This window comes from Streptomyces sp. NPDC087428 (assembly GCF_044744085.1).
In the GTDB taxonomy this organism is placed as follows: domain Bacteria; phylum Actinomycetota; class Actinomycetes; order Streptomycetales; family Streptomycetaceae; genus Streptomyces.
This window is the reverse complement of sequence record NZ_JBIUXR010000001.1, coordinates 274,225-295,478: the sequence shown is the minus strand read 5'-3', so window position 1 is coordinate 295,478 and position 21,254 is coordinate 274,225. Positions and strand designations below refer to the sequence as shown.

The window sequence follows — 21,254 nt, the reverse complement described above, 5'->3', positions numbered from 1 at the left end:
GCTACTTCGCCTGTGCGATCGCGGCGTCGATCTCCTTGGCGGTCTTTTCCAGACCCGCCTTGATGTCCTTCTGGTTGCCCTTCTCGATGTCGAAACCGAGGTTCTGAAGGGACACCAGGTACGCGCCGCCGTTCACCGAGGGCGGGGTGGTGGTGCTCTTCGGGTTGGCGGCGATGTCCAGGAAGGTCTTGAAGCGCGGGTCGTACTTCAGCTTCGGCGACTTCAGCGCGGCCAGCGTGGACGGCACGTTGTGAATGGCGTTGGCGAAGTTCACCACCGCGTCGGTGTCGGTCGTCATGAACTTCACCAGCTCCCAGGCGGCGTTCTGCTTGGACGAGGTGGCGGCGATACCGGCGATGGTCCCGGTCAGATAGCCCTTGCCGTACGTGTCGGCCTGGTCGTCCGCGACGGGCATCGGGGCCACGCCGATCTCGAACTTCGGCTTGGTCTCCTCGGCCATGCCCAGACGCCATTCGCCGTCCAGCTGCATGGCCACCTGGCCGGTGTGGAACGGGTGCTTGGCGCCCCACTCGTCACCGAAGCCGGTGCGGAACTTCTCCAGCTTCTGATAGCCGCCCAGCGAGTCGACCAGCTTCTTCTGGTTGCCGAGCATGGCGGCGAACGCCGGGTCCTCGGCGATGTTCGACTTGCCGTCCGCGTCGAAGTACTCCGGGTCCCAGCCGCCGAGGTAGTGCTCGGTGGTCGACTCGTAGCCGTGGTAGTTCGGCATGAAGCCGAGCTGCTCGTACGAGTCGCCCTTCGTCTTCGTCAGCGTCTTGGCGTCGGCGGCCAGCTCGGACCAGGTCTTGGGCGGGCTCGTGATGCCGGCCGCCTTGAACGCGTCCTTGTTGTAGTAGAGGCCGTACGCGTCACCGAGCAGCGGGACCGTGCAGCGCACGCCCTCGAACTGGGTGTACTCGTTCATCGCCTTGGGGAAGGTCGCGTCCGCGTCGATCCCGTCCTTCTTCAGGAACGGGTTGAGGTCGACGAAGGCCTTCGACTTGCAGAACTTGCCCACGTTGTTCGTGGTGAAGGACGAGACGACGTCCGGAGCCTTCGAACCGCCCGCGCGGAGCGCCTGGTTGATCTTGTCGTCGGTCATGTTGCCGACGACCTTCACATGGATGTTGGGGTGCGCCTTCTCGAAGGCGTCGACCGTGTCCTGAATTCCCTTGACCTCGTTCGGGGCACTCCAGCCGTGCCAGAAGTTGATGGTCGTCTCCTTGGACGCATCATCCTTGGCACCGGAGCTGCTCTGCCCGGTACAGGCGGAGGCGAACAGGGCTATCGCGGCGGTCGCGGCGAGTGCGACGGCCGGCTTCCGGCGGTTTCCGGACATGGTGGTGTCTCCCGATGAAGGGTTGGGACAGGGAAGGGAAGGCGGGGTACGTCAGGGGGGTGGCGGAGGGGGTCAGCGCGAGGTGTCGAACACTTCGTCGCGGGTGGTGGCGAGCGCGCTCTCCAGCGCGCCGCGCAGTACGGGCCGCTGGGTGACCTCACCGGCGATCAGCCGGGGCCGGGACGCCGCGAGCTCGGCGAGCTCGGCCGCCACCCGGCCGCGCAGCGGTTCCCCGCCGCGCGAGATCAGTTCTCCCGACAGCACGACGACCTCGGGGTCCAGCACGGCGAGCATGGAGGCGAGGCCGGTCGCCAGGCCGGTGGCGAACTGGTCGAGCAGCCGGCCGTACGGCCCGCCCTCGCCCCGCTCCACGGCCTCGGCCGCCCGGCCCACCAGCGCGGCGGCGATCTCGTGGTGGGTGCCGGGACCGCGGACCGCATCGTCGTCGATGCCCAGCTCACGGGCGAGCCTGGCGAGCACCTGGGCACCGGCCAGCTCCTGGAAGCCGCCCGAGTTGGCCTTGGTGACCTGCCGGACCAGTGGCGCGCCCGGCACCGGCAGGAACCCGACCTCACCGGCGCCACCGGTGAAGCCCCGGTGCAGCCGGCCGTTGATGACGAGGGCGGCGCCGAGGCCCTCCTCGTTCCACAGCAGGACGAAGTCGTCGTGGCCCCGGGCCGCGCCGAGCCGTTGTTCGGCCACCGCGACGAGGTTCACGTCGTTCTCGTACTCGACCGGCATCGGCAGGAAGGCGGCCAGTTCGTCCAGCAGGGTCGGGGAGTGCCAGCCGGGCAGGTGCGAGGCGTACCGCAGCCTGCCCGTGCCCGGGTCGAAGGCGCCCGGCGTGCCGATGACGAGCCGGTGCACGTCCGAGCGGGTCAGCCCGGCGTCCTTGACCGCCCCGTCCAGCGCGTCCGCCACCTGCCGCACCACGCTGTCGGCGCGCCGCCCCGGGGTCCGCAGCTCGAACTCCCCGACCGTCTCACCCGTCACATCGGCGACGGCGGCGACGATCCGCTGGGCGTTCACGTCGAGCCCCGCCACATGGGCGGCCGAGGCGTTGACGGCGTAGAGCTGTGCGTTGGGCCCCGGCCGCCCGGCCGCGGTCCCGGTGGCGACGACCAGACCGGCTGCCTCCAGTCGGGCCAGCAACTGGGAGGCGGTGGGCTTCGAGAGGCCCGTCAGCTTCCCGATCCGGGTCCGCGAGAGGGGGCCGTGCTCCAGCAGCAGGTCGAGGGCGGCCCGGTCGTTCATGGCCCGCAGAACGCGGGGGGTACCCGGCGTGGTTCCGGCCATGATCACTGCACCTGCCCTCTGTTAGGAAAGTTTCCTATTCGGTGAGAGGACCGTAGGGCGCACGTCACCTGGGCGTCAATGGTCTGCACCGCTGTGGCAACCAAAGCGTTACCTGGGCGGGGGCCGGTGGTGCGGGCGGCGGCCCGGCGCCCCGCGGGTGCCCTGTCGGAGTGCATTCCCAACAGGGCGGTCGGTGAACCGAGTTGGCCCGGATCCATCGCAGGCGGGCCGGTCGGCCGGGAACGGGTGAGGGGCGCCCCGCAGACCTCGCGGGACGCCCCTCACCCGTACGGCGTACGGTCGCCGGCTACTTGGATATGTTCGGCGGCGGGACGATCGGGGTCGCCGCCAGGGACTGGGGCGAGGTGGCGGAGGCGTACGCCGAGGGGGCGGCCATGGCGGCCGTCGGGTCGGCGGCCGAGGGCTCGTCGGGCGGGGCCGGGACGCCGCCGACCAGGCGGATGCCCGCCTCGTCGAAGGCGCGCTTGATCCGCCAGCGCAGCTCGCGCTCCACGCCCAGGGCCTTGCCCGGCATCGTCTTGGCGGTCACCTGGACGGTCATCGAGTCCAGCAGCACGCTGTCCAGGCCCAGGATCTCCACCGGACCCCACAGGCGCTCGGTCCACGGGTCCTCCTTGGCCATCTGCTGGGCGGCCTCCGTGATGACCGTACCGACCTGTTCGAGGTCCTCCGTGGGGCGCACCTGCACATCGACGCCCGCGGTGGACCAGCCCTGGCTGAGGTTGCCGATCCGTTTCACCTCGCCGTTGCGGACGTACCAGATCGCGCCGTTGTCGCCGCGCAGCTTGGTGACCCGCAGACCGACCTCGATGACCTCGCCGGAGGCGACGCCCGCGTCGATGGTGTCGCCGACGCCGTACTGGTCCTCCAGGATCATGAAGACGCCGGAGAGGAAGTCGGTGACCAGATTGCGCGCACCGAAGCCGAGCGCCACCCCGGCGACCCCGGCGGAGGCCAGCAGCGGGGCCAGATTGATCTGGAACGCGCCCAGGATCATCAGGGCCGCAGTGCCGAGGATCAGGAACGAGGCCACCGAACGGAGTACCGAACCGATCGCCTCCGAGCGCTGGCGGCGGCGCTCCGCGTTGACCAGCAGACCGCCCAGCGCGGTGCCCTCCACCGCCTGCGCGCTGCGGTTCATGCGTTCGATGAGCTTGGTCAGGGCACGGCGGACCGCTGTGCGCAACACGATCGCGATGGCGGCGATGAGCACGATCCGCAGACCGGTGTTCAGCCAGGTGGACCAGTTCTGCTCCACCCAGCCCGCGGCGTTGCCTGCCTGCTTCGCGGCTTCGTCCAGCGAGCCACCGGGCTCGGGCGACTGGGCCGCTGCCAACAGGGCGGACAGGGACACGGTGAAACCTCCAGTTGGGCGAGCGCTGACCAACCACACTAACGGGGCATCCGGCGTGCTCCGTTGTCGTGATCCCCGGGAGAGACGCGTCTCACCCGGGGATATGGAGCAGGTAAAGGACCAGGCCGGCAGCCCGCGTGTGGCCGATCGCACATCGGGCGCGGGGCCCCGGCGGCAGGGCCCCCGAAGGGCCTGTTCCGGCCCGTTCCCGTCGTTCGGACGGCACGGGCCGGGAGGAAAATCCTCCCGGCCCGTTACCCGGACGTGGTGGCGCTTCGACCAGGCCAGAGGGGAGACTGAAATCAGATCGTCCCGGCGCGAGCCACGCGTCGCCGGCGTACAAGGAGGCATCAACCGTGCCGCATGTCCTGGTTCTCAATGCGTCGTACGAGCCGCTCGGCGTCGTACCGCTCCGCCGCGCGCTCGTCCTCGTCCTGGAGAACAAGGCCATCTGCCTCGAGGAGTCCGGCGCCTTCATGCACAGTGCCACCCGTGCCGTCCCGGCACCCAGCGTCGTCCGCCTGAAGCGGTTCGTGCGCGTTCCCTACCGGGGCCCCGTCCCGCTGACCCGCCGGGCGCTCTTCGCCAGGGACGGCGGGCGCTGCATGTACTGCGGCGCCGCCGCGACCAGCGTCGACCACGTCATTCCGCGCAGCCGCGGCGGACAGCACGCCTGGGAGAACGTGGTGGCGGCCTGCCGCCGCTGCAACCACGTCAAGGCCGACCGGCACCTGCCGGAGCTCGGCTGGCGGCTCCACCAGCCGCCCGCCCCGCCGACCGGGCTCGCCTGGCGGATCATCGGCACGGGCCACCGCGACCCGCGCTGGCTGCCCTATCTGCAACCGTTCGGAGCGGACGACGCGATGGCCCGGATCGATGGCATCTCCGCCTGAGCCCCCGGCCCCTCGTGGTCCGGGAGGGTGCCTGCGCGCACCACCGCGCGGCCCTACGTGAAGCGCAGCTCCGCGGGGTTCGCCATGCGCCGCAGCAGCGGCAGTGACGTCGCGGCGGCCAGCAGGCAGGCGGCGTACACCCCCACGGGCACCAGGAGCGGGAGCATCGACGGAAAGCTGCCCGGGGCGACGAGTGCGGAGTACGCGAGGTGCACCGTCATGCCGCCGGTACCCGCCAGCAGCATCGCCGGGGCCAGCGGGAGCGCGGTCTCCAGGAGCAGCGCCCTGGTCAGCACCGCTCGCGGCACCCCTGCCGCGGCCTGGGCGGCGAGCCCCCGGCGGCGGGTGGCGAGGGACTCCGCGGCGCCCACGGCCAGACCGCAGAGGCCGACGAAGAGGGCCACCAGGACGGCTGCCCCGGTGAGGTCGAGACCGGTGGTGTAGAAGTCGAGGTCCACCGGTGCGTAGCCGCCCCGCACGCGCAGAACGGCGAGCATGACCTCCCGCACTCCCACGAAGCCCGTTCCGACGACGGTCACCAGCAGCAACGCGGAGTGGGTACGCACGGCCGCCCACGGGTCCTCCCGCAGGCGGCCGGCGGCGATCAGTACCGCGGGACTCCTCGCGCCGGCCGCCAGACGGCGGCCCATGAAGGCGGCCGAGGCCCCGGCCGCCCAGAGCGCGCCCGCCGAGGTGAGGAGCACCAGGGAGATCACCAGCGGCGGGAACGGGTTGGCGCCGGAGCCGTTGTCCGAGAGGAGGAGGGCCGCCGCGGCGAGCACGATCCCCGGAAGCAGGAGCGCGAACGCCGTCCGCCGGTCGGGCTCCGACCGCACCCGGCGCAACCGGCCGAGCGGCGCGGCGATCACCTTGCGCAGCGCGAACCCGCTCACCAGCGCGGCGACCACCGGTATGCCGAGCACGACCACCGCGAAGCCGGCCCAGGCCGGGGGCGGCGGCGTGCGGCCGGAGCCCGCGAGGACCGCGGCGAACACGGCGAAGCCGGCGAGGACACCCGCCAGGCACGCCGGCCCGGATTCCAGAGCGGCGATGCGCCGCACCTGCCGGGGTGACGCCCCGGCGAGCCGCAGCGCCGCCGTCCGCCGGTCCCGGTGGACGGCGCCGATCCGGGCGCACTGGCCCAGGAAGCCGAACACGGGGACGAGCAGGAGCAGGAGCGTGGCCACCACACCGGTGCGCTGACCGGGCTGGTTCAGCAGGCCGTGTCCGAACCCGATGGACACCTGCCCCGAGACCGCGGACACCGTGACCGCCGCGAGAGCCAGGCCGGTGGCGAGCAGTGCGCCGATCGCGGTGAGCGCGATCCGCCACCACTCACGGCGGTCCGAACCACGGATCAGGGTCCAGGCGATGCGTGCGTCAGTTCTCATGGCAGGCCGCCTCCTGGACGGTGAACCGCGTAGCGCCGGAGTGGACGGCCCCGTCACGCAGCCACACCTCCCGGTCCGCGTACGCCGCGATCTGGGCGTCGTGCGTGATGAGCAGCACCGCGGTGCCGGACTCGCGGGAGGCGTGCACCAGAGCGGTCATCACCTGTTCGCCGGCGAGGGAGTCGAGCGCGCCCGTCGGCTCGTCCGCGAAGACGGCCTTCGGCCCGGTGACCAAGGCCCTTGCCAGTGCGATCCGTTGGCTCTGCCCGCCGCTCAGCTCGCCCGGCCGCAGGTCGGCCTGCCCCCGTACGCCGAAGCGCTCCAGCCAGGAGTCCGCGCGCCGCTGCGCCTCGGCGCGCCCGGATCCGGCGAGCAGGAGGGGCAGGGCCACGTTGTCGAGCGCGGTGAGTTCGGGGATCAGCTGCCCGAACTGGAACACCATGCCGAAGTCGGTACGCCGCAGCTCGCTGAGGCGCGCCTCGGGCAGCAGGCCGAGTTGCTCGTCTCCGTAGGTGACCGCCCCCTCGTCGGGGCGGACGATGCCCGCGAGGCAGTGCAGCAGCGTGGACTTCCCGCTGCCGCTGGCACCGGTGACGGCGAGGATCTCGCCGGCGTGGAGGTCGACGGAGGCGCCGCGCAGCGCCTCCGTCCGCCCGTACCGTTTCGTCAGGCCGGTGGCGGTGATCAGCGGCGGCGATGACTGGGTGTGCTGATCGGCTTGCGTTCTCATAAGGGCTGGACCTCCGTGGTCAGGGTGGCGAGACGGGTCGCCGTGGTGGCCATCCACCGCACGTCGGCGTCCAGATGGTTCAGGGCGTAGTCGGCCGAGAGGACCGTGCTGAGGCCGGCCCCGGGCGTGGTCTTGAGCTGGGTCAGTTCGTGCATCCGCGCCATGTGCGCGGCGCGCTGGGCCCGGAGGTAGGCGGCCGCGTCCGTGGTGCGGTCACCGCCGGCGGCCGCCGCGACGAGGATCGAGGTGACGACCTTGGCGAAGATCTCGTTCGTCACGAAGGGCGCGGGCGGCGCGATCTCGCCGGCCCATCGGGCGAGTTCGCGTGCGCCTTCGTCCGTGGAGCGGTAGAGGGTGCGCTCGGGGCCGCCGTCGGAATCGGTGCCCTCGACCGCGGCCAGACCGTCCCGCACCAGGCGTTGCAGGGTCGTGTAGACCTGCGCGTACGCCAGGGGGCGGGCCTGCGGGAAGAGTTCGTCGTACCGCCCTTTCAGTTCGTAGCCATGGCTGGAGTCCCCGGCAAGCAGCCCGAGGAGGACGTGGCGGATACTCATGGACGCGACTATATACTCGGTATATGTACTGAGTGAATAGCGAAGTGCGGGAAGTGGTGGGGGAGAGCGCGGAAAGGGCGGACTTCCCCCTTCGGGGGCCTACGGAAGCGGCACCGGACCGGTGTCGCTACTCCGCCACGGCGTACGCCTGGACCGACCAGAGCGAGTAGCCGTACTCGGTGGCCCGCCCGTCGCCCTGGACCCTGATGAACCGGGTGTCCTTCGCGTCCATCCGGAGCGACTCGTGCCCGCCCCTGCCCTCCCGGACGGTGGCCGCCGTGCGCCAGGTGCGGCCGTCCGCGGAGACCTGTACGCGGTAGCGGGAGGCGTACGCGTCCTGCCAGTCCAGCACCACCTGCCCGAGCCGGACCGGCGCGGGCAGTTCGGCCTGCCACCAGGCGCCGTCCTCGGCCGGTGAGGACCAGCGGGTCTCCGGGTCGCCGTCCGACGCGGCGGACGCGGGGAAGTCCGCCGTCTCGTCGCCCGACGAGGACGCGGTGGCCGTGCGCAGCAGATCGGGGCCCGCGGTGCGCGGGAAGGCCCGGACGGTGAGGGTGGTCTCCTCCGCGCCGAAGGAGAACGGCACCTGGTACTCGCCCGCCGGGGTGTCCGCGGGGACGGTGATCTCCACGGGCACGTCGGTGCGGGAGCCGCGCTGGACGGTCGTCTCCTTGGGCACCCGCACCTTGATGCCCTTGGGGGCCTTCGCGGTGAGCGCGCCCCGTACCTCGGCCGGACGGCCGGCGGAGAGCCGTGCCTCGACCCGCTGCGGCTCGCCGCCGATCTCGGCGTCCGTCTCCCCGTGCGCGAGGTCGAGCCGGGCGGCGGGCTCGTCGCCGAACCACGGCACCAGCGAGCGCACCCGGGGCGCCGTTCCGGCGGACGGGGCCGCGCCCGCGAGCGGCGGGATGATCAGGGGCGGCGCACCGGTGACCGACGGGACGGCGGTCGGCCAGCTGATCCGGACCGCGTCGGCCCGCAGGCCCCGCCCTCCCGTCTGGGTCCAGCCGCTCGCAGACAGGGCGCCGAGGCTGTGCCAGCCCTCACCGGGGACATGGGCCTGGACCGTCGCGTCCGCCGCGGTGGCGCCGTCGCCCGGGACGGCCGTCGCGGTGACGGCCTCCAGCGGACGCGCCCGGTTCAGCCGCACCGTGTAGCTGCCCTGCGCCTCGGTCACCGTGCCGTTGTCGCGGTTCGTCCCGGTCCAGGTGTCGGCCTCCTTGCGCGCCCGGTCCAGGAACGGGCCGAGCACCCCCTTGCCGACCGTCGCGCCGCCCGCCTTCACGGCCCTGCGCACCGGCTCCAGGGCCAGCGACGCCTGCCAGGCGGCCGCCCCGTCACCGCGTGCCTGGGCCTGGAGCAGATCGACGGCCAGCTCACCCGCCCTGCCGTACCGGGACAACTGTTCCGTCCACGGGCGCACTTCGTCGTCGAGCCGCCCGTCCGCCAGTCCGGCCAGCCGCTGCGGGGTCTCGCGCATCACGGTGAACGCGGACCGCAGCCGGTCCGCCGCCTTGTCGCGCGCCGCGGCGTCCGTCCCCGCCCGGGACTTCCAGAACGAGTCGAGCAGCGGCCGCAGATACGCCGATTCGGCACCGCCCAGCACGGAGGCCGCGCTGTTGCCGGCCAGGGCGCGCAGCGCGTCCCGGCTGCCGGTGTCCCCGCCCGCGAGGTCGTCGATGGCCGCCTGCCAGGACTCCTGCGGCTGGTACCCCTTCGGGTTCCAGGCGAAGTCGGCGGCGGTGAACAGCGGGATCCGGGAGGCGGACGGCTGCTCCATCGCGTTGGCCAGCAGCGCCGCGGAGCCGATGGCGACCGCCGGATCGCGGCCGGTGTACGGACCGAGGAAGATCCGGTCCTGCGCGTAGTCGTTGACCGGGTAGTTGTCCATCGTGACCAGCGGATGGCGGAACGTGGCGCGCGCGCCGGCCAGCTCGCCGCCGGTGATGGTCCTCGGCACGACCCCGACGCCGGTCCAGGCGACCTGCACCCGGTCGTCGAGCTCCTTGGCGAGCGCCGTGCGGTAGGCGGTCGCCCCGTCCTGGTAGAACTCCGTCGGCATCATCGACAGCGGCTGCGCGCCCGGATGACGGTCCGCGAGGTGCTGGGCCACGCTGCTCACGACGCGGGCCTGCGCCCTGGCCGCCGCCTCCGGACCGTCACCGAAGGTGTCGGCGTCGGCCGAGCAGTGCCATTCGCTGTAGCTGACGTCCTGGAACTGCACCTGGAAGACCCGCACCCCCAGCGCCCACATCGCGTCGATCTTCTTCGTCAGCGCCTTCACGTCGCGGTCCGAGGACAGGCACATCGACTGGCCGGGTGCCACGGCCCAGCCGAGCGTCACGTGCTCCGCGGCGGCCCGTTCGGCCAGCGCGCGGAAGTCGGCGCGCCGCTCCGCGGGGTACGGATCGCGCCAGCGGGTCGTCCGGTAGGGGTCGTCGCCCGCCGCGTACAGATACCGGTTCTGCTTGGTGCGCCCCATGAAGCCGAGCTGGGAGAGCCGTTCCTCCTGCGTCCAGGGCTGCCCGTAGAACCCCTCGGTCATCCCGCGCACGGCGCTGGACGGCCAGTCCCGGACGGTGGCCCCGGCGACGCTGCCGCCCCGGATCAGCTGACGCAGCGTCTGCACCGCGTGGAACAGCCCGTCGTCGCCGAGGCCGTCCACGGCGACGGTGTCCCGGCCCGCGACCGGGCCGGCCGCGATCCGGTAGCCGCCGGCCGGGAGATCGTCACGGTCGGGGGCGCGCAGCGTGCGCAGCGCGTCCAGGGCCCCGTCGCCGCCGAGCCTGATGACGGGCCCGCGGCCCGGCAGGGCTTCGTGGACGGTCCGCACTCCCGCGGCGCGCAGGACCTCACGGAGCGCGGTGACGGCGTACGGGTCGGCCTGCGCGCCGACGAGGAGGGTGACCTCGCCGGAGAGGGGGACCGAGGCGCCGGACGCCTTGATGCTCTGCGGCCGGGGCCACACGGTGGGCAGCGCGCCGTCGTCCGTGCGGTCGGGGGTGCTGGCGGCGGGGTGACCGGGTACCTGGGGGGCGGCGAGGGCGGCCGGGGCTCCCGCGGAGAGCAGCCCGCCGAGCACGGCCACGGCGACCGCTGCCGCCTGCTTCCTGCGCCTGAGCTGCATGCCCGTTCTCCCTCGCTCCCACCGGTGGGCTCCGAGCCCACCACCCGCGCGCGAGGGTGTCAATGCGCGTGGTCGTTGTGGTGCAAATGCCCGATGTGGCGGATGGGGTGGGACGGGTGCGCCTGACGTCGTGTCACGCGAAAGATGACGCCGAATGGCCTAAAACAGCGGACGTCTTACGGGGAATCGGCCCCCGGGGAACGGATTGTGACCCAGAGCACGTTGAACTCGTTGTCATAACGTCTACGTCTGCGGACGCGTCCGCTGGGTAGGCCTGCTGTGTCCTGCTCTCGACGGCCAGGAGGCCACCATGCCCGCTGCCGCGCAGCTCCTGCTCTCCGCCCTGACCAAACCGGTGCCGGGGCCCGCCCCGCTGATCAGCGCGTGCCCCGCCACCACCCCCGGCCCGCTCACCAGCGAGGCCCCGCTGGCCGACGCCATACCTCTGACCAGTGAGCCCCCGCTCGCCGACGCCACGCCACTGACCAGCGAGCCCCCGCTCGCCGTTCTCGCCCCGCTGACCAGCGAGCCGGCCACCTCCGGCAGCGCGTGGGGCATGGAGTCCCCAGGAGTCTGAATGGGCTTGTCCCGGCTCGCCGCACTGCACGGCGTCGCCACCTCCTACTCCCCGTCCGCCGACGTCACGGTGCCCGTCCCCGACGGCACGGTCGTCGCGGTGCTCGCCGCGCTCGGTGTCGACGCCGCCACGCCGGAGGCGGTACGGGAGGCGCTCGCCGCCGCCGAGTCCGCGGCCGGCTCCCGGCTGCTCCCGCCCACCGTGGTCGTGTGGACGGGCGAGCCACTGCCCGCGGCCCTGGCCGCTCTGCCGCCCGGCACGGAGCTGACCGTCCGGCCCGAGGAGGCCGGTTCACCGCCGCCGCCCCCGATGCGGACCCCCGACGGGGATACGGATCCGGCCGTTTCCGGCCCAGCGGGCGGCTCGGCACGGGATACGGCACCCGGCTCAGTGCCCGGCTCAGTGCCCGGCCCGGTGCCCGGTGCGACGGACCCCGTGCCCGCGCCCGGCTGGTGGGCCGAACCCCCGCTCGGCGTGCACCGGCTGACCGTCCGGGCGCCGGAGCGGCCGGCCGAGTCCTGCACGCTCGTCGTCGCCCCGGCCCGCGTCCCGCAGCCGCCCGCCCGCAGCCACGGCTTCCTGGTACAGCTCTACTCGCTGCTCTCCGCCCGCTCCTGGGGCATGGGTGATCTCGGTGACCTCGCCGATCTCGCCTCCTGGTCCGGGCGGTGCCTCGGCGCCGGCTTTGTCCAGGTCAACCCGCTGCACGCGGCGGTCCTGGGCAGCCCCACCGACCCGTCGCCCTACCGTCCGTCCTCACGGCGCTTCCCCGACCCCGTGCACCTGCGCGTCGAGTCCGTCCCCGAGTACGGGCACGCGCCCGACCGGGCCGCACTGGACGCCCTGCGCCGCAGGGCCGCGGAGCTCAGCGACGGAGTCCTGAACAAGGGCGCCCTCATTGACCGCGACGCCGTCTGGGAGCTCAAGCGGCAGGCCCTCGCCGTCCTCGTCGACGTCCCCCTCACGCCCGGCCGCCGCGCCGCCTACTGCGACTTCCTCGCGGAACAGGGACAGGCCCTGGAGGACCACGCCCTGTGGTGCGCCCTCGCGGAGGTGCACGGCTCCGACTGGCACACCTGGCCGGCGGGCCTGCGCGACCCCCGCTCCCGGGAGACCGCCCGCGCCCGCGGCGAACTGCTCGACCGGGTCGACTTCCACTGCCGGCTCGCCTGGCTGACCGACACTCAGCTCGCCGACGCCCAGCGGGCCGCCCGGGACGCCGGGATGGCCGTCGGGATCGTCCACGACCTCGCCGTCGGCGTGCACCCCGGCGGCGCCGACACCTGGGCCCAGCAGGACGCCTTCGCGCACGGCATGTCCGTCGGCGCGCCCCCGGACGCCTTCAACGCACGCGGCCAGGACTGGGGGCTGCCGCCCTGGCGCCCCGACGCCCTCGCCGCGTCCGGCTACGCCCCGTTCCGCGGTCTGCTGCGCGGGATCCTCGGCCGGGCCGGCGCCCTGCGCATCGACCACGTCATGGGCCTGTTCCGCCTCTGGTGGGTGCCCGAGGGGCGCCCGCCCGATGAGGGCACCTATGTCAGCCAGGACGCGGAGGCGATGCTCGCCGTCCTCGTCCTGGAGGCCCACCGCGCGGGCGCCGTCGTCATGGGGGAGGACCTCGGCACCGTCGAACCCGGCGTCCGCGAGGCGCTCGCCCGCCGCGGCGTCCTCGGCACCTCCGTGCTCTGGTTCGAGCGGGACTGGTCGGGCACCGGCCGCCCGCTGGCCCCCGAGAAGTGGCGCGAGGGCTGCCTGGCGACCGCCACCACCCACGATCTGCCCTCCACCGCGGCCCGGCTGACCGGTGACCACGTGACGCTGCGCCACCGCCTCGGCCTGCTGACCCGCCCGCTCGACCAGGAGCGCACCGAGGACGGCGCCGACACCGCGGAGTGGCTCCGGCTGCTCTCCCGGCTCGGCCTGCTCCCGGAGGGCGGCGGCGACGAGGAGGCGGCCGTCCGCGCCGTCCACCGCTTCCTGCTGCGCACCCCCGCCCGGATGACCGGGGTCTGGCTGCCCGACACGATCGGCGACCGCCGCCCGCAGAACCTGCCGGGCACCTGGGACGAGTACCCCAACTGGCGGCTGCCCGTCGCCGATGCGGAGGGCCACCCGGTCACCCTGGAGGAGCTTGCCGCCTCGCCCCGGCTGCACCGGCTGATGGAGGTCCTCCACCCCCGTCAGGAGCCCCCGGGGGCCCGTACGGCACCCCCGGGCGCGCGGCCCTCGTAGCCGTTCGCTACGTTTGCACCGTGGACAAGAAGAACGCTATGCGCGCCGGCGCGGTCGCCGCCGGAACGACGCTGATGATGCTGCTCATGACGTCCCCCGCGCTCGCGCTCACCCGCGACGACGGCGACGACCCCGGTCCGGGCCTGAGCGTGATCGACACGATCGGCCTGTTCGTCGTGGCACCCCTGGTGCTGTTCGGGGTCATCGCCGGTCTGGTCATGGTCCTCGACAAGTCCAAGAAGCAGGCCTGACACCCGGCTGCGCGGCGCGCAGGGCCGCGCAGCTCCCGGTCCGTCCCAGGGCGTCCCGACGTGCGCGAGCACATCGGGACGCCCTGTCCGCGTCGGTGCGCCGGCCACCCGCCCCTCGTCGGCTTCTGCTTCAGAGGATCATCGGAAGTATTCGACGGACCGGAACGCTCTCCCGGCGTGACGCGACGGGTCCCCGGCCCCGCACCTCGCGCCCGGACGGCGGCTAATGTGCGGACATGACCGAGTGGGACATCAAGAAGCTCCGCATTCTGCGGGTGCTGAGCGAGCGCGGGACCGTCACGGCGACGGCCGAGGCGCTGCTGATGACCCCCTCCGCGGTGTCCCAGCAGCTGTCGAACCTGGGCCGGCAGCTCGGTGTGCCGCTGCTGGAGGCGCAGGGCAGGCGGGTCCGGCTCACCGACGCCGCCCACCTCGTACTCCGCCACGCGGAAGTGGTCTTCGCCCAGCTCGAACGCGCCGACGCCGAGCTGACCGGCTATCTGCGCGGTGAGGCGGGGGAGGTGCGGGTCGGGGCGTTCTCGACCGCCGTGCCCGCCCTCGTCGTACCGGCGGTCCAACTGCTGCGCGCCGACGGCCGGCCGGGGCCCGAGGTGCGGGTGCGGGAGGCGGAGGCCGCGGAGGCGTACGAACTCCTCGCGGCCGGTGACGTCGACCTCGCGCTCTCGCTCGCCGCGCACGCCCCGACGGTGCGCGACACCCGGTTCGCCCTGCGGCCACTGCTCGCCGACCCGCTCGACGTCGCCCTCCCCGTCGGGCACCGGCTCGCCGGCGCCCCCGGGCTCCGGCTGGCCGACCTCGCCGCCGAGCCCTGGATCTTCGGCGGCTCCGGACCGTGGTCGGAGATCACCACCGCCGCCTGCGAGGCCGCCGGGTTCGTCCCCGAGCAGGCCCACAGCGCCTCCGGATGGACCGCGATCCTGGCCATGGTGGAGGCCGGCATGGGCGTCGCGCTGATCCCCCGCATGGCGTCGGCGGAACGCCGCCAGGGTGTGGTCCTGCGCGTCCTCGACGCCGACCTGCCCCGCCGCCATGTCGTGGCGGCGGTGCGGCAGGGGGCCGAGGCGGGCCCGGCGGTGGCCCGGGTCCTGGCCGCGCTCAAGGAGGTCAGCGCCGTACGCGAGGAATCGTTCAGCTGAGCTGAAAGAAGTGTGCGAAAACTTTCGATGGACCTGATGGATGAGTCTGTACGACAGTGGGGCACATGACCTTCGACGCGAGCGAGACCCCCGCCCTGGACAACGACGCCCATGCCGACGACCCCCATGCCAATGACGCGGCCCCGTACGGCGGCGGCGACCCGTACGCCGACTACCGCACCACAGCGCTCCCCTTCACCGAACTGGTCGACCTCGCCGACCGGCGCCTCGGCGCGGGCGTGATCGCCGCCAACGACGAGTTCTTCGCCCAGCGCGAGAACCTCCTGCTCAGGGAGCGGGCGGTCTTCGACCCCGAGCACTTCGGCCACAAGGGCAAGATCATGGACGGCTGGGAGACCCGCCGCCGCCGCGGCGCGGACGCCGCCCATCCCTTCCCGGCCCCCGACGAGCACGACTGGGCCCTGATCCGCCTCGGCGCCCCCGGCATCATCCGCGGGCTCGTCGTCGACACCGCTCACTTCCGCGGCAACTACCCGCAGCGCGTCTCGGTCCAGGCCACCTCGGTCCAGGGCTCGCCCGGCCCCGAGGCACTCCTCGCCGACGACGTCACATGGGACGAGATCGTCCCGCCGACCCCCGTACGCGGCCACGCCGCCAACGGCTTCGAGATCACCGGCGGCCGCCGCTACACCCACCTCCGCCTCTGCCAGCACCCCGACGGCGGCATCGCCCGCCTCCGCGTGCACGGCGAGGTCGTCCCGGACCCGTCCTGGCTCGCGGCACTCGGCACCTTCGACCTGATCTCGGTCCTGAACGGCGGCAGCTACGAGGACGCCTCCGACCGCTTCTACTCCTCGCCGACCCAGATCATCCTGCCCGGCACCTCCCGCAAGATGGACGACGGCTGGGAGAACCGCCGCCGCCGGGTCCGCGACACCAACGACTGGGTGCGCTTCCGGCTGCCCGCCCAGGGCGCGGTCCGCGCCATCGAGATCGACACGGCCTACCTCAAGGGGAACGCGGCCGGCTGGATCGCCCTCCAGGGCCGCAACGGCGAGACGGGCGAGTGGTTCGAGATCATCCCCCGCACCCGGCTCCAGCCCGACACCCCGCACCGCTTCCCGCTCCGCGCCCAGGCCGTGGTCACCCACGTCCGCCTCGACGCCTTCCCCGACGGCGGCGTGGCGCGGATGCGCCTGCACGGCTCGCTGACGGAGTCCGGCACCGCCGAACTCGCCGCCCGCTACGAGGCGTCGGGCGCGTAGTTCCGCCCGGCACCCCCGGTTCCCGCCCGGCGGACGGCTGCGCCGCGGCGCCTGCCCGCCGGGCGGGTCTCCACGCCCCGGACGGCCGCGGGGGACGCCCGGGGCAGGCCTCGGAGGACGGACTAGTCTGCCCACGACCGGTCCCGTTGCTTCGCTCCCGTGGGGATGACAGATGGCAGAGCTCGTACTGTGCACCGGACTGAATCCGGACGATCCGGACTCCGTGACGCCCGTCGTGATCGTCGCCGAGGGAAGGGCCGCGGACGAGGACGCCGTAGCGAGGCTCGGACTGCACGGGCACGAGGGCGACGGCTGCCTCTACTTCGTCCGGACCGACGGCTGGGCCGAGCGCCGGCTGGAGGGCGGGCTGCTGACCGTGGACATCGTCGCGTACCCCGTCGTGCTGAAGGGGCTGGACGCTGCCGCGGACCGGTTCCCCGAACGGTCGGCGGCCGATCCGGAGGCGCTGCGGCTCCTGCGGGTGAGCGCACAGGTCGGCCCCGGTACGTACGCACGGGCCACGGACATCACCGCCGTGCTGACGGCACCCGCCGGGATGCCGGCCGAACAGGTCGTGGCCAAGGCCCGGTCGGGCGGGATCCTGCCGCTCGTCCTGGCGCCGCGGCCGGAGTGATCCGGCAGCCGGCCCGCACCGGGGCCCGAACGCGAAGGGGCGCCTCCCGAAGGAGGCGCCCCTCACGTGTGTGGCGAGCGGTTACGCGGTGGCCGCCGCCGCGTCGGCCGCGCGGGCCTTCAGCGCCCGCTCCACACCGGAACGGGACTCCGACATCAGCCGGCGCAGGGCCGCGCTCGGCTCGGCGGAGGCCAGCCAGGCGTCCGTGGCGTCCAGGGTCTCCTGCGAGACCTGGAGCGACGGGTACAGACCGACGGCGATCTGCTGGGCCATCTCGTGGCTGCGCGAGCCCCAGACGTCCTTCACCGCGCTGAAGAACCTCTCCGCGTACGGTGCCAGCAGCTCGTGCTGGTCGGTCTGGACGAAGCCGCTGATGACCGCCTCCTGGAGGGAGTTCGGCAGCTTGTCGGACTCGACGACCGAGGCCCACGCCTCCGCCTTCGCCTCCTCGGAGGGACGCGCCGCGCGGGCGGACGCCGCGTGGCGCTCGCCCGCCGCCGTCCGGTCGCGCTCGTACTCGGCGGCGATCTCGTCCTCGTCGAGCAGCCCCGTCGCGGCCAGCCGCTGGACGAAGGCCCAGCGCAGCTCGGTGTCGACGGCCAGGCCCTCGATCGCCTCGGTGCCGTCGAGCAGCGACTGGAGCAGATCGAGCTGCTGGGGGTTGCGGGCCGTGGCCGCGAAGGCACGGGCCCAGGCCAGCTGGTGGTCGCTGCCCGGCTCCGCCGCGCGCAGGTGCGCGAGCGTCGCCTCGGTCCACTGGGTCAGCCCCGCCTCGCGCCACTCCGGCGCCGCGTACAGGTCGAGCGCCATCTTCGCCTGGCGGTGCAGCGACTGGACGACGCCGATGTCCGACTCCTTGCTGACACCGGACAGCACGAGCGACAGGTAGTCCCGGGTGGCCAGCTCGCCGTCCCGGGTCATGTCCCAGGCGGCGGACCAGCACAGGGCGCGCGGGAGGGACTCGGTGAAGTCGCCCAGGTGCTCGGTGACGACCCGCAGCGACTCCTCGTCGAGCCGGACCTTCGCGTACGACAGGTCGTCGTCGTTGAGCAGGATCACGGCGGGACGGGCGGCGCCGGCCGGGAACGGCACGGTGGTGCGCTCCCCGTCGACGTCCAGCTCGATCCGGTCCGTCCGGACCAGCTTCCCGGCCTCGTCCAGGTCGTAGCACCCGATGGCGATCCGGTGCGGCCGCAGCGTCGGCTCGCCCTTCGCCCCCGCGGGCAGGGCGGGCGCCTCCTGGAGCACGGCGAATGAGGTGACACGGCCGTCGCCGTCCGTCTCGATCTCCGGGCGCAGGATGTTGATGCCGGCCGTCTCCAGCCACGCCGTGGACCAGGCCCGCAGATCGCGGCCGGAGGTCTTCTCCAGCGCGCCCAGCAGGTCGGAGAGCTGGGTGTTGCCGAAGGCGTGCGCCTTGAAGTAGGCCTGGACACCCTTGAAGAACTCGTCCTGGCCGACGTACGCCACCAGCTGCTTCAGGACCGAGGCGCCCTTGGCGTACGTGATGCCGTCGAAGTTGACCAGGACGTCGTCCAGGTCACGGATGTCGGCCATGATCGGGTGCGTCGAGGGCAGCTGGTCCTGCCGGTACGCCCAGGTCTTCTCCGAGTTGGCGAACGTGGTCCAGGAGTGCGGCCACCGCGAGCCCTCGGCGTACGCCAGGCAGGCGACCGAGGTGTAGGTGGCGAACGACTCGTTCAGCCACAGGTCGTTCCACCACTCCATGGTGACGAGGTCGCCGAACCACATGTGGGCCAGCTCGTGCAGAATCGTCTCGGCCCGCGTCTCGTACGCCGCGTCCGTGACCTTGGAGCGGAACACGTACTGGTCGCGGATGGTGACCGCGCCCGCGTTCTCCATCGCACCCGCGTTGAACTCCGGGACGAACAGCTGGTCGTACTTGGCGAAGGGGTACGCGTAGTCGAACTTCTCCTGGAACCAGTCGAAGCCCATCCGGGTCACGTCGAAGATCGCGTCGGCGTCGAGGTACTCCGCGAGCGACGGGCGGCAGTAGATGCCCAGCGGGACGGACTGGCCGTCCTTCTCGTAGCTGCTGTGCACCGAGTGGTACGGGCCGGCGATCAGCGCGGTGATGTACGTGGAGACCCGCGGCGTCGGCTCGAAGGACCAGACGTCGTCCCTGGGCTCCGGCGTCGGGGAGTTGGAGATCACGGTCCAGCCGGACGGGGCCTTCACGGTGAACCGGAACGTCGCCTTGAGGTCGGGCTGTTCGAAGCTCGCGAAGACCCGGCGCGCGTCCGGCACCTCGAACTGGGTGTAGAGGTACGCCTGCTGGTCGACCGGGTCGACGAACCGGTGCAGCCCCTCGCCCGTGTTGGTGTACGAGCAGTCGGCGACGACCCGCAGCTCGTTGGAGCCCGCCGCCAGGTGCGGCAGCGTGATCCGCGACTCGCGGAACACGGCGGCGACATCGAGGGCCTTACCGTTCAGCTCGACCTCGTGCACGGCCGGGGCGACCAGGTCGATGAAGGTCTCCGCACCGGCTTCGGCGGAGTCGAAGCGCACGGTGGTGACGGACCTGTAGGTCCCGCCCTCCTGCGCTCCGGAGAGGTCGAGATCGATCTCGTACGCGTCCACGGTCAGCAGGCGCGCCCGCTCCTGTGCCTCTTCGCGGGTCAGATTCGTGCCAGGCACGCGGTCATCTCCTTGGTATGTGATGTTTCCGGTCATCCTTCCACGTGACCCGCACCCAGGGCGATGTCCGTTTTCCGCCGGACCGCACGGGTGGGACGGGCCATCCTCGGCGTATGACCAGTTACCAGGCACGCGCGATCGACCCGGACGCGCTCAAGGAACTCCGGCAGACCGACGACGCGGGACGCCCCTGCGTCCCGTACACCGCCACGGACGCGGGCAGCCCGCTGCGCTGCTGCCTGCGGGGCGGCGAGGCGGGGGAGCGCATCGCGCTCGTCTCCTACGCGCCGCTGCGCCGCTGGGCGGCCGCGGCCTGGGCGAAGCCGGGGGCGTACGACGAGCAGGGCCCGGTCTTCATCCACGCCGAGGAGTGCGCGGGTCCGGACGCAGGGCGGACCGGTTACCCGTTCTCGCGGGCGGGGGCGCTGCGGACGGTGCGGCGCTACAACGGGGACGGGCACATCGTGGGCGGCCGGCTGCTTCAGATTCCGGCGGACGAGGAGCGGGGCTTCGACGAGGCCTTCGGGGAGGCGTTCGCGGATCCTGAGGTGGCGTTGGTGCACGTCAGGGCGGTGGAGTACGGCTGCCTGCACTTCGAGGTGCGGCGCGGCTGAGCCATCCCCGGGGCCAGGGCCCGGGGATGGCTCCTCAATCGCCGGAGGGGCTTGGTCTCTCAGCCCGCGAGCTCCGCCGCGACCAGCTCCGCGATCTGCACCGCGTTCAGCGCGGCGCCCTTGCGCAGGTTGTCGTTGGAGACGAACAGCGCGAGACCGTGCTCGACGGTCTCGTCGGCCCTGATCCGCCCGACGAAGGACGCGTCCTGGCCGGCCGCCTGGAGCGGGGTGGGGATCTCCGAGATCTCGACGCCCGGGGCGTCCTTCAGCAGCGCGTACGCGCGCTCCACGCCGATCGGACGCGCGAACCGGGCGTTGATCTGGAGGGAGTGGCCGGAGAAGACCGGGACCCGGACACAGGTGCCGGACACCTTCAGTTCCGGGATCTCCAGGATCTTGCGGGACTCGTTGCGGAGCTTCTGCTCCTCGTCCGTCTCGAAGGAGCCGTCGTCGACGATCGCGCCGGCCAGCGGCAGCACGTTGAAGGCGATCGGACGCTTGTAGACGTCCGGCTCGGGGAAGTCGACGGCGCCGCCGTCGTGGGTGAGCCTGTCGGCCTCGGCGACGACCTTGGACACCTGGCCGTGCAGCTCGGCGACGCCGGCCAGACCCGAGCCGGACACCGCCTGGTACGTGGCGACGGTCAGCGCCTCCAGGCCGGCCTCGTCGTGCAGCGGGCGCAGCACCGGCATGGCGGCCATCGTGGTGCAGTTCGGGTTGGCGATGATGCCCTTGGGGCGGTCCGCGATCGCGTGCGGGTTGACCTCGGAGACGACCAGCGGGACCAGGGGGTCCTTGCGCCAGGCGGAGGAGTTGTCGATCACGACGGCACCCTGGGCGGCGACCTTCTCGGCGAGCGCCTTCGACGTCGCGCCACCGGCCGAGAACAGCACGATGTCCAGGCCGCTGTAGTCGGCCGCCGAGGCGTCCTCGACGGTGATGTTCCGGCCCTGCCACTCGATCGTGGAGCCCGCGGAGCGCGCGGAGGCGAACAGCCGCAGCTCGTCGGCCGGGAACTTCCGCTCGGCCAGGATCCTGCGCATGACTGTGCCGACCTGACCGGTGGCGCCGACGATTCCGACCTTCACAGGAACTCCTTCAAGCGTACGAACGGCACGGTTGCCGCTCCATGATGCGTATGTCCACGGCTCCCTTGTCCAATCCATTGTCCGGGGAGCGGACAGCGCGCGCACAGCGCAG

Annotated in this window: 17 protein-coding genes; 8 read left to right on the top strand and 9 right to left on the bottom strand. The window is 72.8% G+C overall.

Going from position 1 to position 21,254, the window contains the following annotated elements:
• Position 1 precedes the first annotated feature (1 nt).
• The 3 genes from ACIO3R_RS01285 to ACIO3R_RS01275 all read right to left on the bottom strand — a co-directional run bounded on the left by ACIO3R_RS01285 (position 2) and on the right by ACIO3R_RS01275 (position 4,010).
• Positions 2 to 1,339: an ABC transporter substrate-binding protein gene (locus ACIO3R_RS01285; RefSeq protein ID WP_385031692.1), complete on the bottom strand. Its 1,338-nt coding sequence runs from the start codon at positions 1,337 to 1,339 to the stop codon at positions 2 to 4.
• A gap of 72 nt (positions 1,340 to 1,411) precedes the next feature.
• Positions 1,412 to 2,635, bottom strand: coding sequence for an ROK family protein (locus ACIO3R_RS01280; protein WP_385031695.1), 1,224 nt, complete (start codon positions 2,633 to 2,635; stop codon positions 1,412 to 1,414).
• Positions 2,636 to 2,942: 307 nt separating this feature from the next.
• On the bottom strand, positions 2,943 to 4,010 hold the full coding sequence (locus tag ACIO3R_RS01275; RefSeq protein WP_402102021.1) for a mechanosensitive ion channel family protein: 1,068 nt from the start codon (positions 4,008 to 4,010) through the stop codon (positions 2,943 to 2,945).
• Between the two features lie 356 nt (positions 4,011 to 4,366).
• Here ACIO3R_RS01275 and ACIO3R_RS01270 point away from each other — a divergent pair, with 356 nt between their 5' ends.
• On the top strand, positions 4,367 to 4,903 hold the full coding sequence (locus ACIO3R_RS01270) for an HNH endonuclease (RefSeq protein ID WP_123471109.1): 537 nt from the start codon (positions 4,367 to 4,369) through the stop codon (positions 4,901 to 4,903).
• A 53-nt stretch (positions 4,904 to 4,956) separates the two neighbouring features.
• On the opposite strand, the gene ACIO3R_RS01265 is transcribed toward ACIO3R_RS01270, so the two are convergent.
• The 4 genes from ACIO3R_RS01265 to ACIO3R_RS01250 form a co-directional block, all read right to left on the bottom strand.
• Complete coding sequence (locus ACIO3R_RS01265; protein ID WP_385031701.1) at positions 4,957 to 6,294, bottom strand: FtsX-like permease family protein; 1,338 nt, start codon at positions 6,292 to 6,294, stop codon at positions 4,957 to 4,959.
• Positions 6,284 to 7,024, bottom strand: a complete 741-nt coding sequence (locus ACIO3R_RS01260; RefSeq protein WP_385031704.1) for an ABC transporter ATP-binding protein — start codon at positions 7,022 to 7,024, stop codon at positions 6,284 to 6,286. Before ACIO3R_RS01260 ends, ACIO3R_RS01265 begins: the two co-directional genes overlap by 11 nt.
• Positions 7,021 to 7,578 (bottom strand): PadR family transcriptional regulator, encoded by a 558-nt coding sequence (locus ACIO3R_RS01255; protein WP_385031707.1) that lies wholly within the window; start codon positions 7,576 to 7,578, stop codon positions 7,021 to 7,023. Before ACIO3R_RS01255 ends, ACIO3R_RS01260 begins: the two co-directional genes overlap by 4 nt.
• A 127-nt stretch (positions 7,579 to 7,705) precedes the next feature.
• Positions 7,706 to 10,705 carry a beta-N-acetylglucosaminidase domain-containing protein gene (locus ACIO3R_RS01250; protein ID WP_402102013.1) on the bottom strand — a complete coding sequence of 1,000 codons (3,000 nt, stop codon included), beginning with the start codon at positions 10,703 to 10,705 and terminating at the stop codon, positions 7,706 to 7,708.
• Positions 10,706 to 11,015: 310 nt separating this feature from the next.
• Here ACIO3R_RS01250 and ACIO3R_RS01245 point away from each other — a divergent pair, with 310 nt between their 5' ends.
• The 6 genes from ACIO3R_RS01245 (at position 11,016) to ACIO3R_RS01220 (ending at position 16,782) form a co-directional block, all read left to right on the top strand.
• On the top strand, positions 11,016 to 11,282 hold the full coding sequence (locus tag ACIO3R_RS01245) for a hypothetical protein (protein ID WP_385031713.1): 267 nt from the start codon (positions 11,016 to 11,018) through the stop codon (positions 11,280 to 11,282).
• A complete protein-coding gene (gene malQ, locus ACIO3R_RS01240) occupies positions 11,283 to 13,514 on the top strand; it encodes a 4-alpha-glucanotransferase (RefSeq protein WP_402102010.1) in 2,232 nt (743 codons plus the stop codon). It begins immediately after the preceding gene.
• Positions 13,515 to 13,552: 38 nt separating this feature from the next.
• Positions 13,553 to 13,765: a hypothetical protein gene (locus ACIO3R_RS01235; protein ID WP_363029758.1), complete on the top strand. Its 213-nt coding sequence runs from the start codon at positions 13,553 to 13,555 to the stop codon at positions 13,763 to 13,765.
• Positions 13,766 to 14,001: 236 nt separating this feature from the next.
• The gene (locus ACIO3R_RS01230; protein WP_385031719.1) at positions 14,002 to 14,922 is read left to right on the top strand and encodes a LysR substrate-binding domain-containing protein; all 921 of its coding nucleotides are present in this window, start codon (positions 14,002 to 14,004) and stop codon (positions 14,920 to 14,922) included.
• Between the two features lie 65 nt (positions 14,923 to 14,987).
• Positions 14,988 to 16,148 (top strand): allantoicase, encoded by a 1,161-nt coding sequence (alc, locus tag ACIO3R_RS01225; RefSeq protein WP_402102006.1) that lies wholly within the window; start codon positions 14,988 to 14,990, stop codon positions 16,146 to 16,148.
• A 172-nt stretch (positions 16,149 to 16,320) separates the two neighbouring features.
• Complete coding sequence (locus ACIO3R_RS01220; protein WP_385031725.1) at positions 16,321 to 16,782, top strand: hypothetical protein; 462 nt, start codon at positions 16,321 to 16,323, stop codon at positions 16,780 to 16,782.
• 81 nt (positions 16,783 to 16,863) lie between these two features.
• Here ACIO3R_RS01220 and pepN read toward each other — a convergent pair whose 3' ends face one another.
• Positions 16,864 to 19,440 (bottom strand): aminopeptidase N, encoded by a 2,577-nt coding sequence (pepN, locus tag ACIO3R_RS01215; protein ID WP_402102002.1) that lies wholly within the window; start codon positions 19,438 to 19,440, stop codon positions 16,864 to 16,866.
• Between the two features lie 113 nt (positions 19,441 to 19,553).
• Here pepN and ACIO3R_RS01210 point away from each other — a divergent pair, with 113 nt between their 5' ends.
• Positions 19,554 to 20,054 carry a DUF1203 domain-containing protein gene (locus tag ACIO3R_RS01210; RefSeq protein ID WP_402101999.1) on the top strand — a complete coding sequence of 167 codons (501 nt, stop codon included), beginning with the start codon at positions 19,554 to 19,556 and terminating at the stop codon, positions 20,052 to 20,054.
• Between the two features lie 59 nt (positions 20,055 to 20,113).
• Here the strand turns inward: ACIO3R_RS01210 and ACIO3R_RS01205 are convergent, their stop codons facing one another.
• On the bottom strand, positions 20,114 to 21,142 hold the full coding sequence (locus tag ACIO3R_RS01205; protein WP_402101997.1) for an aspartate-semialdehyde dehydrogenase: 1,029 nt from the start codon (positions 21,140 to 21,142) through the stop codon (positions 20,114 to 20,116).
• Positions 21,143 to 21,254 lie beyond the last annotated feature (112 nt).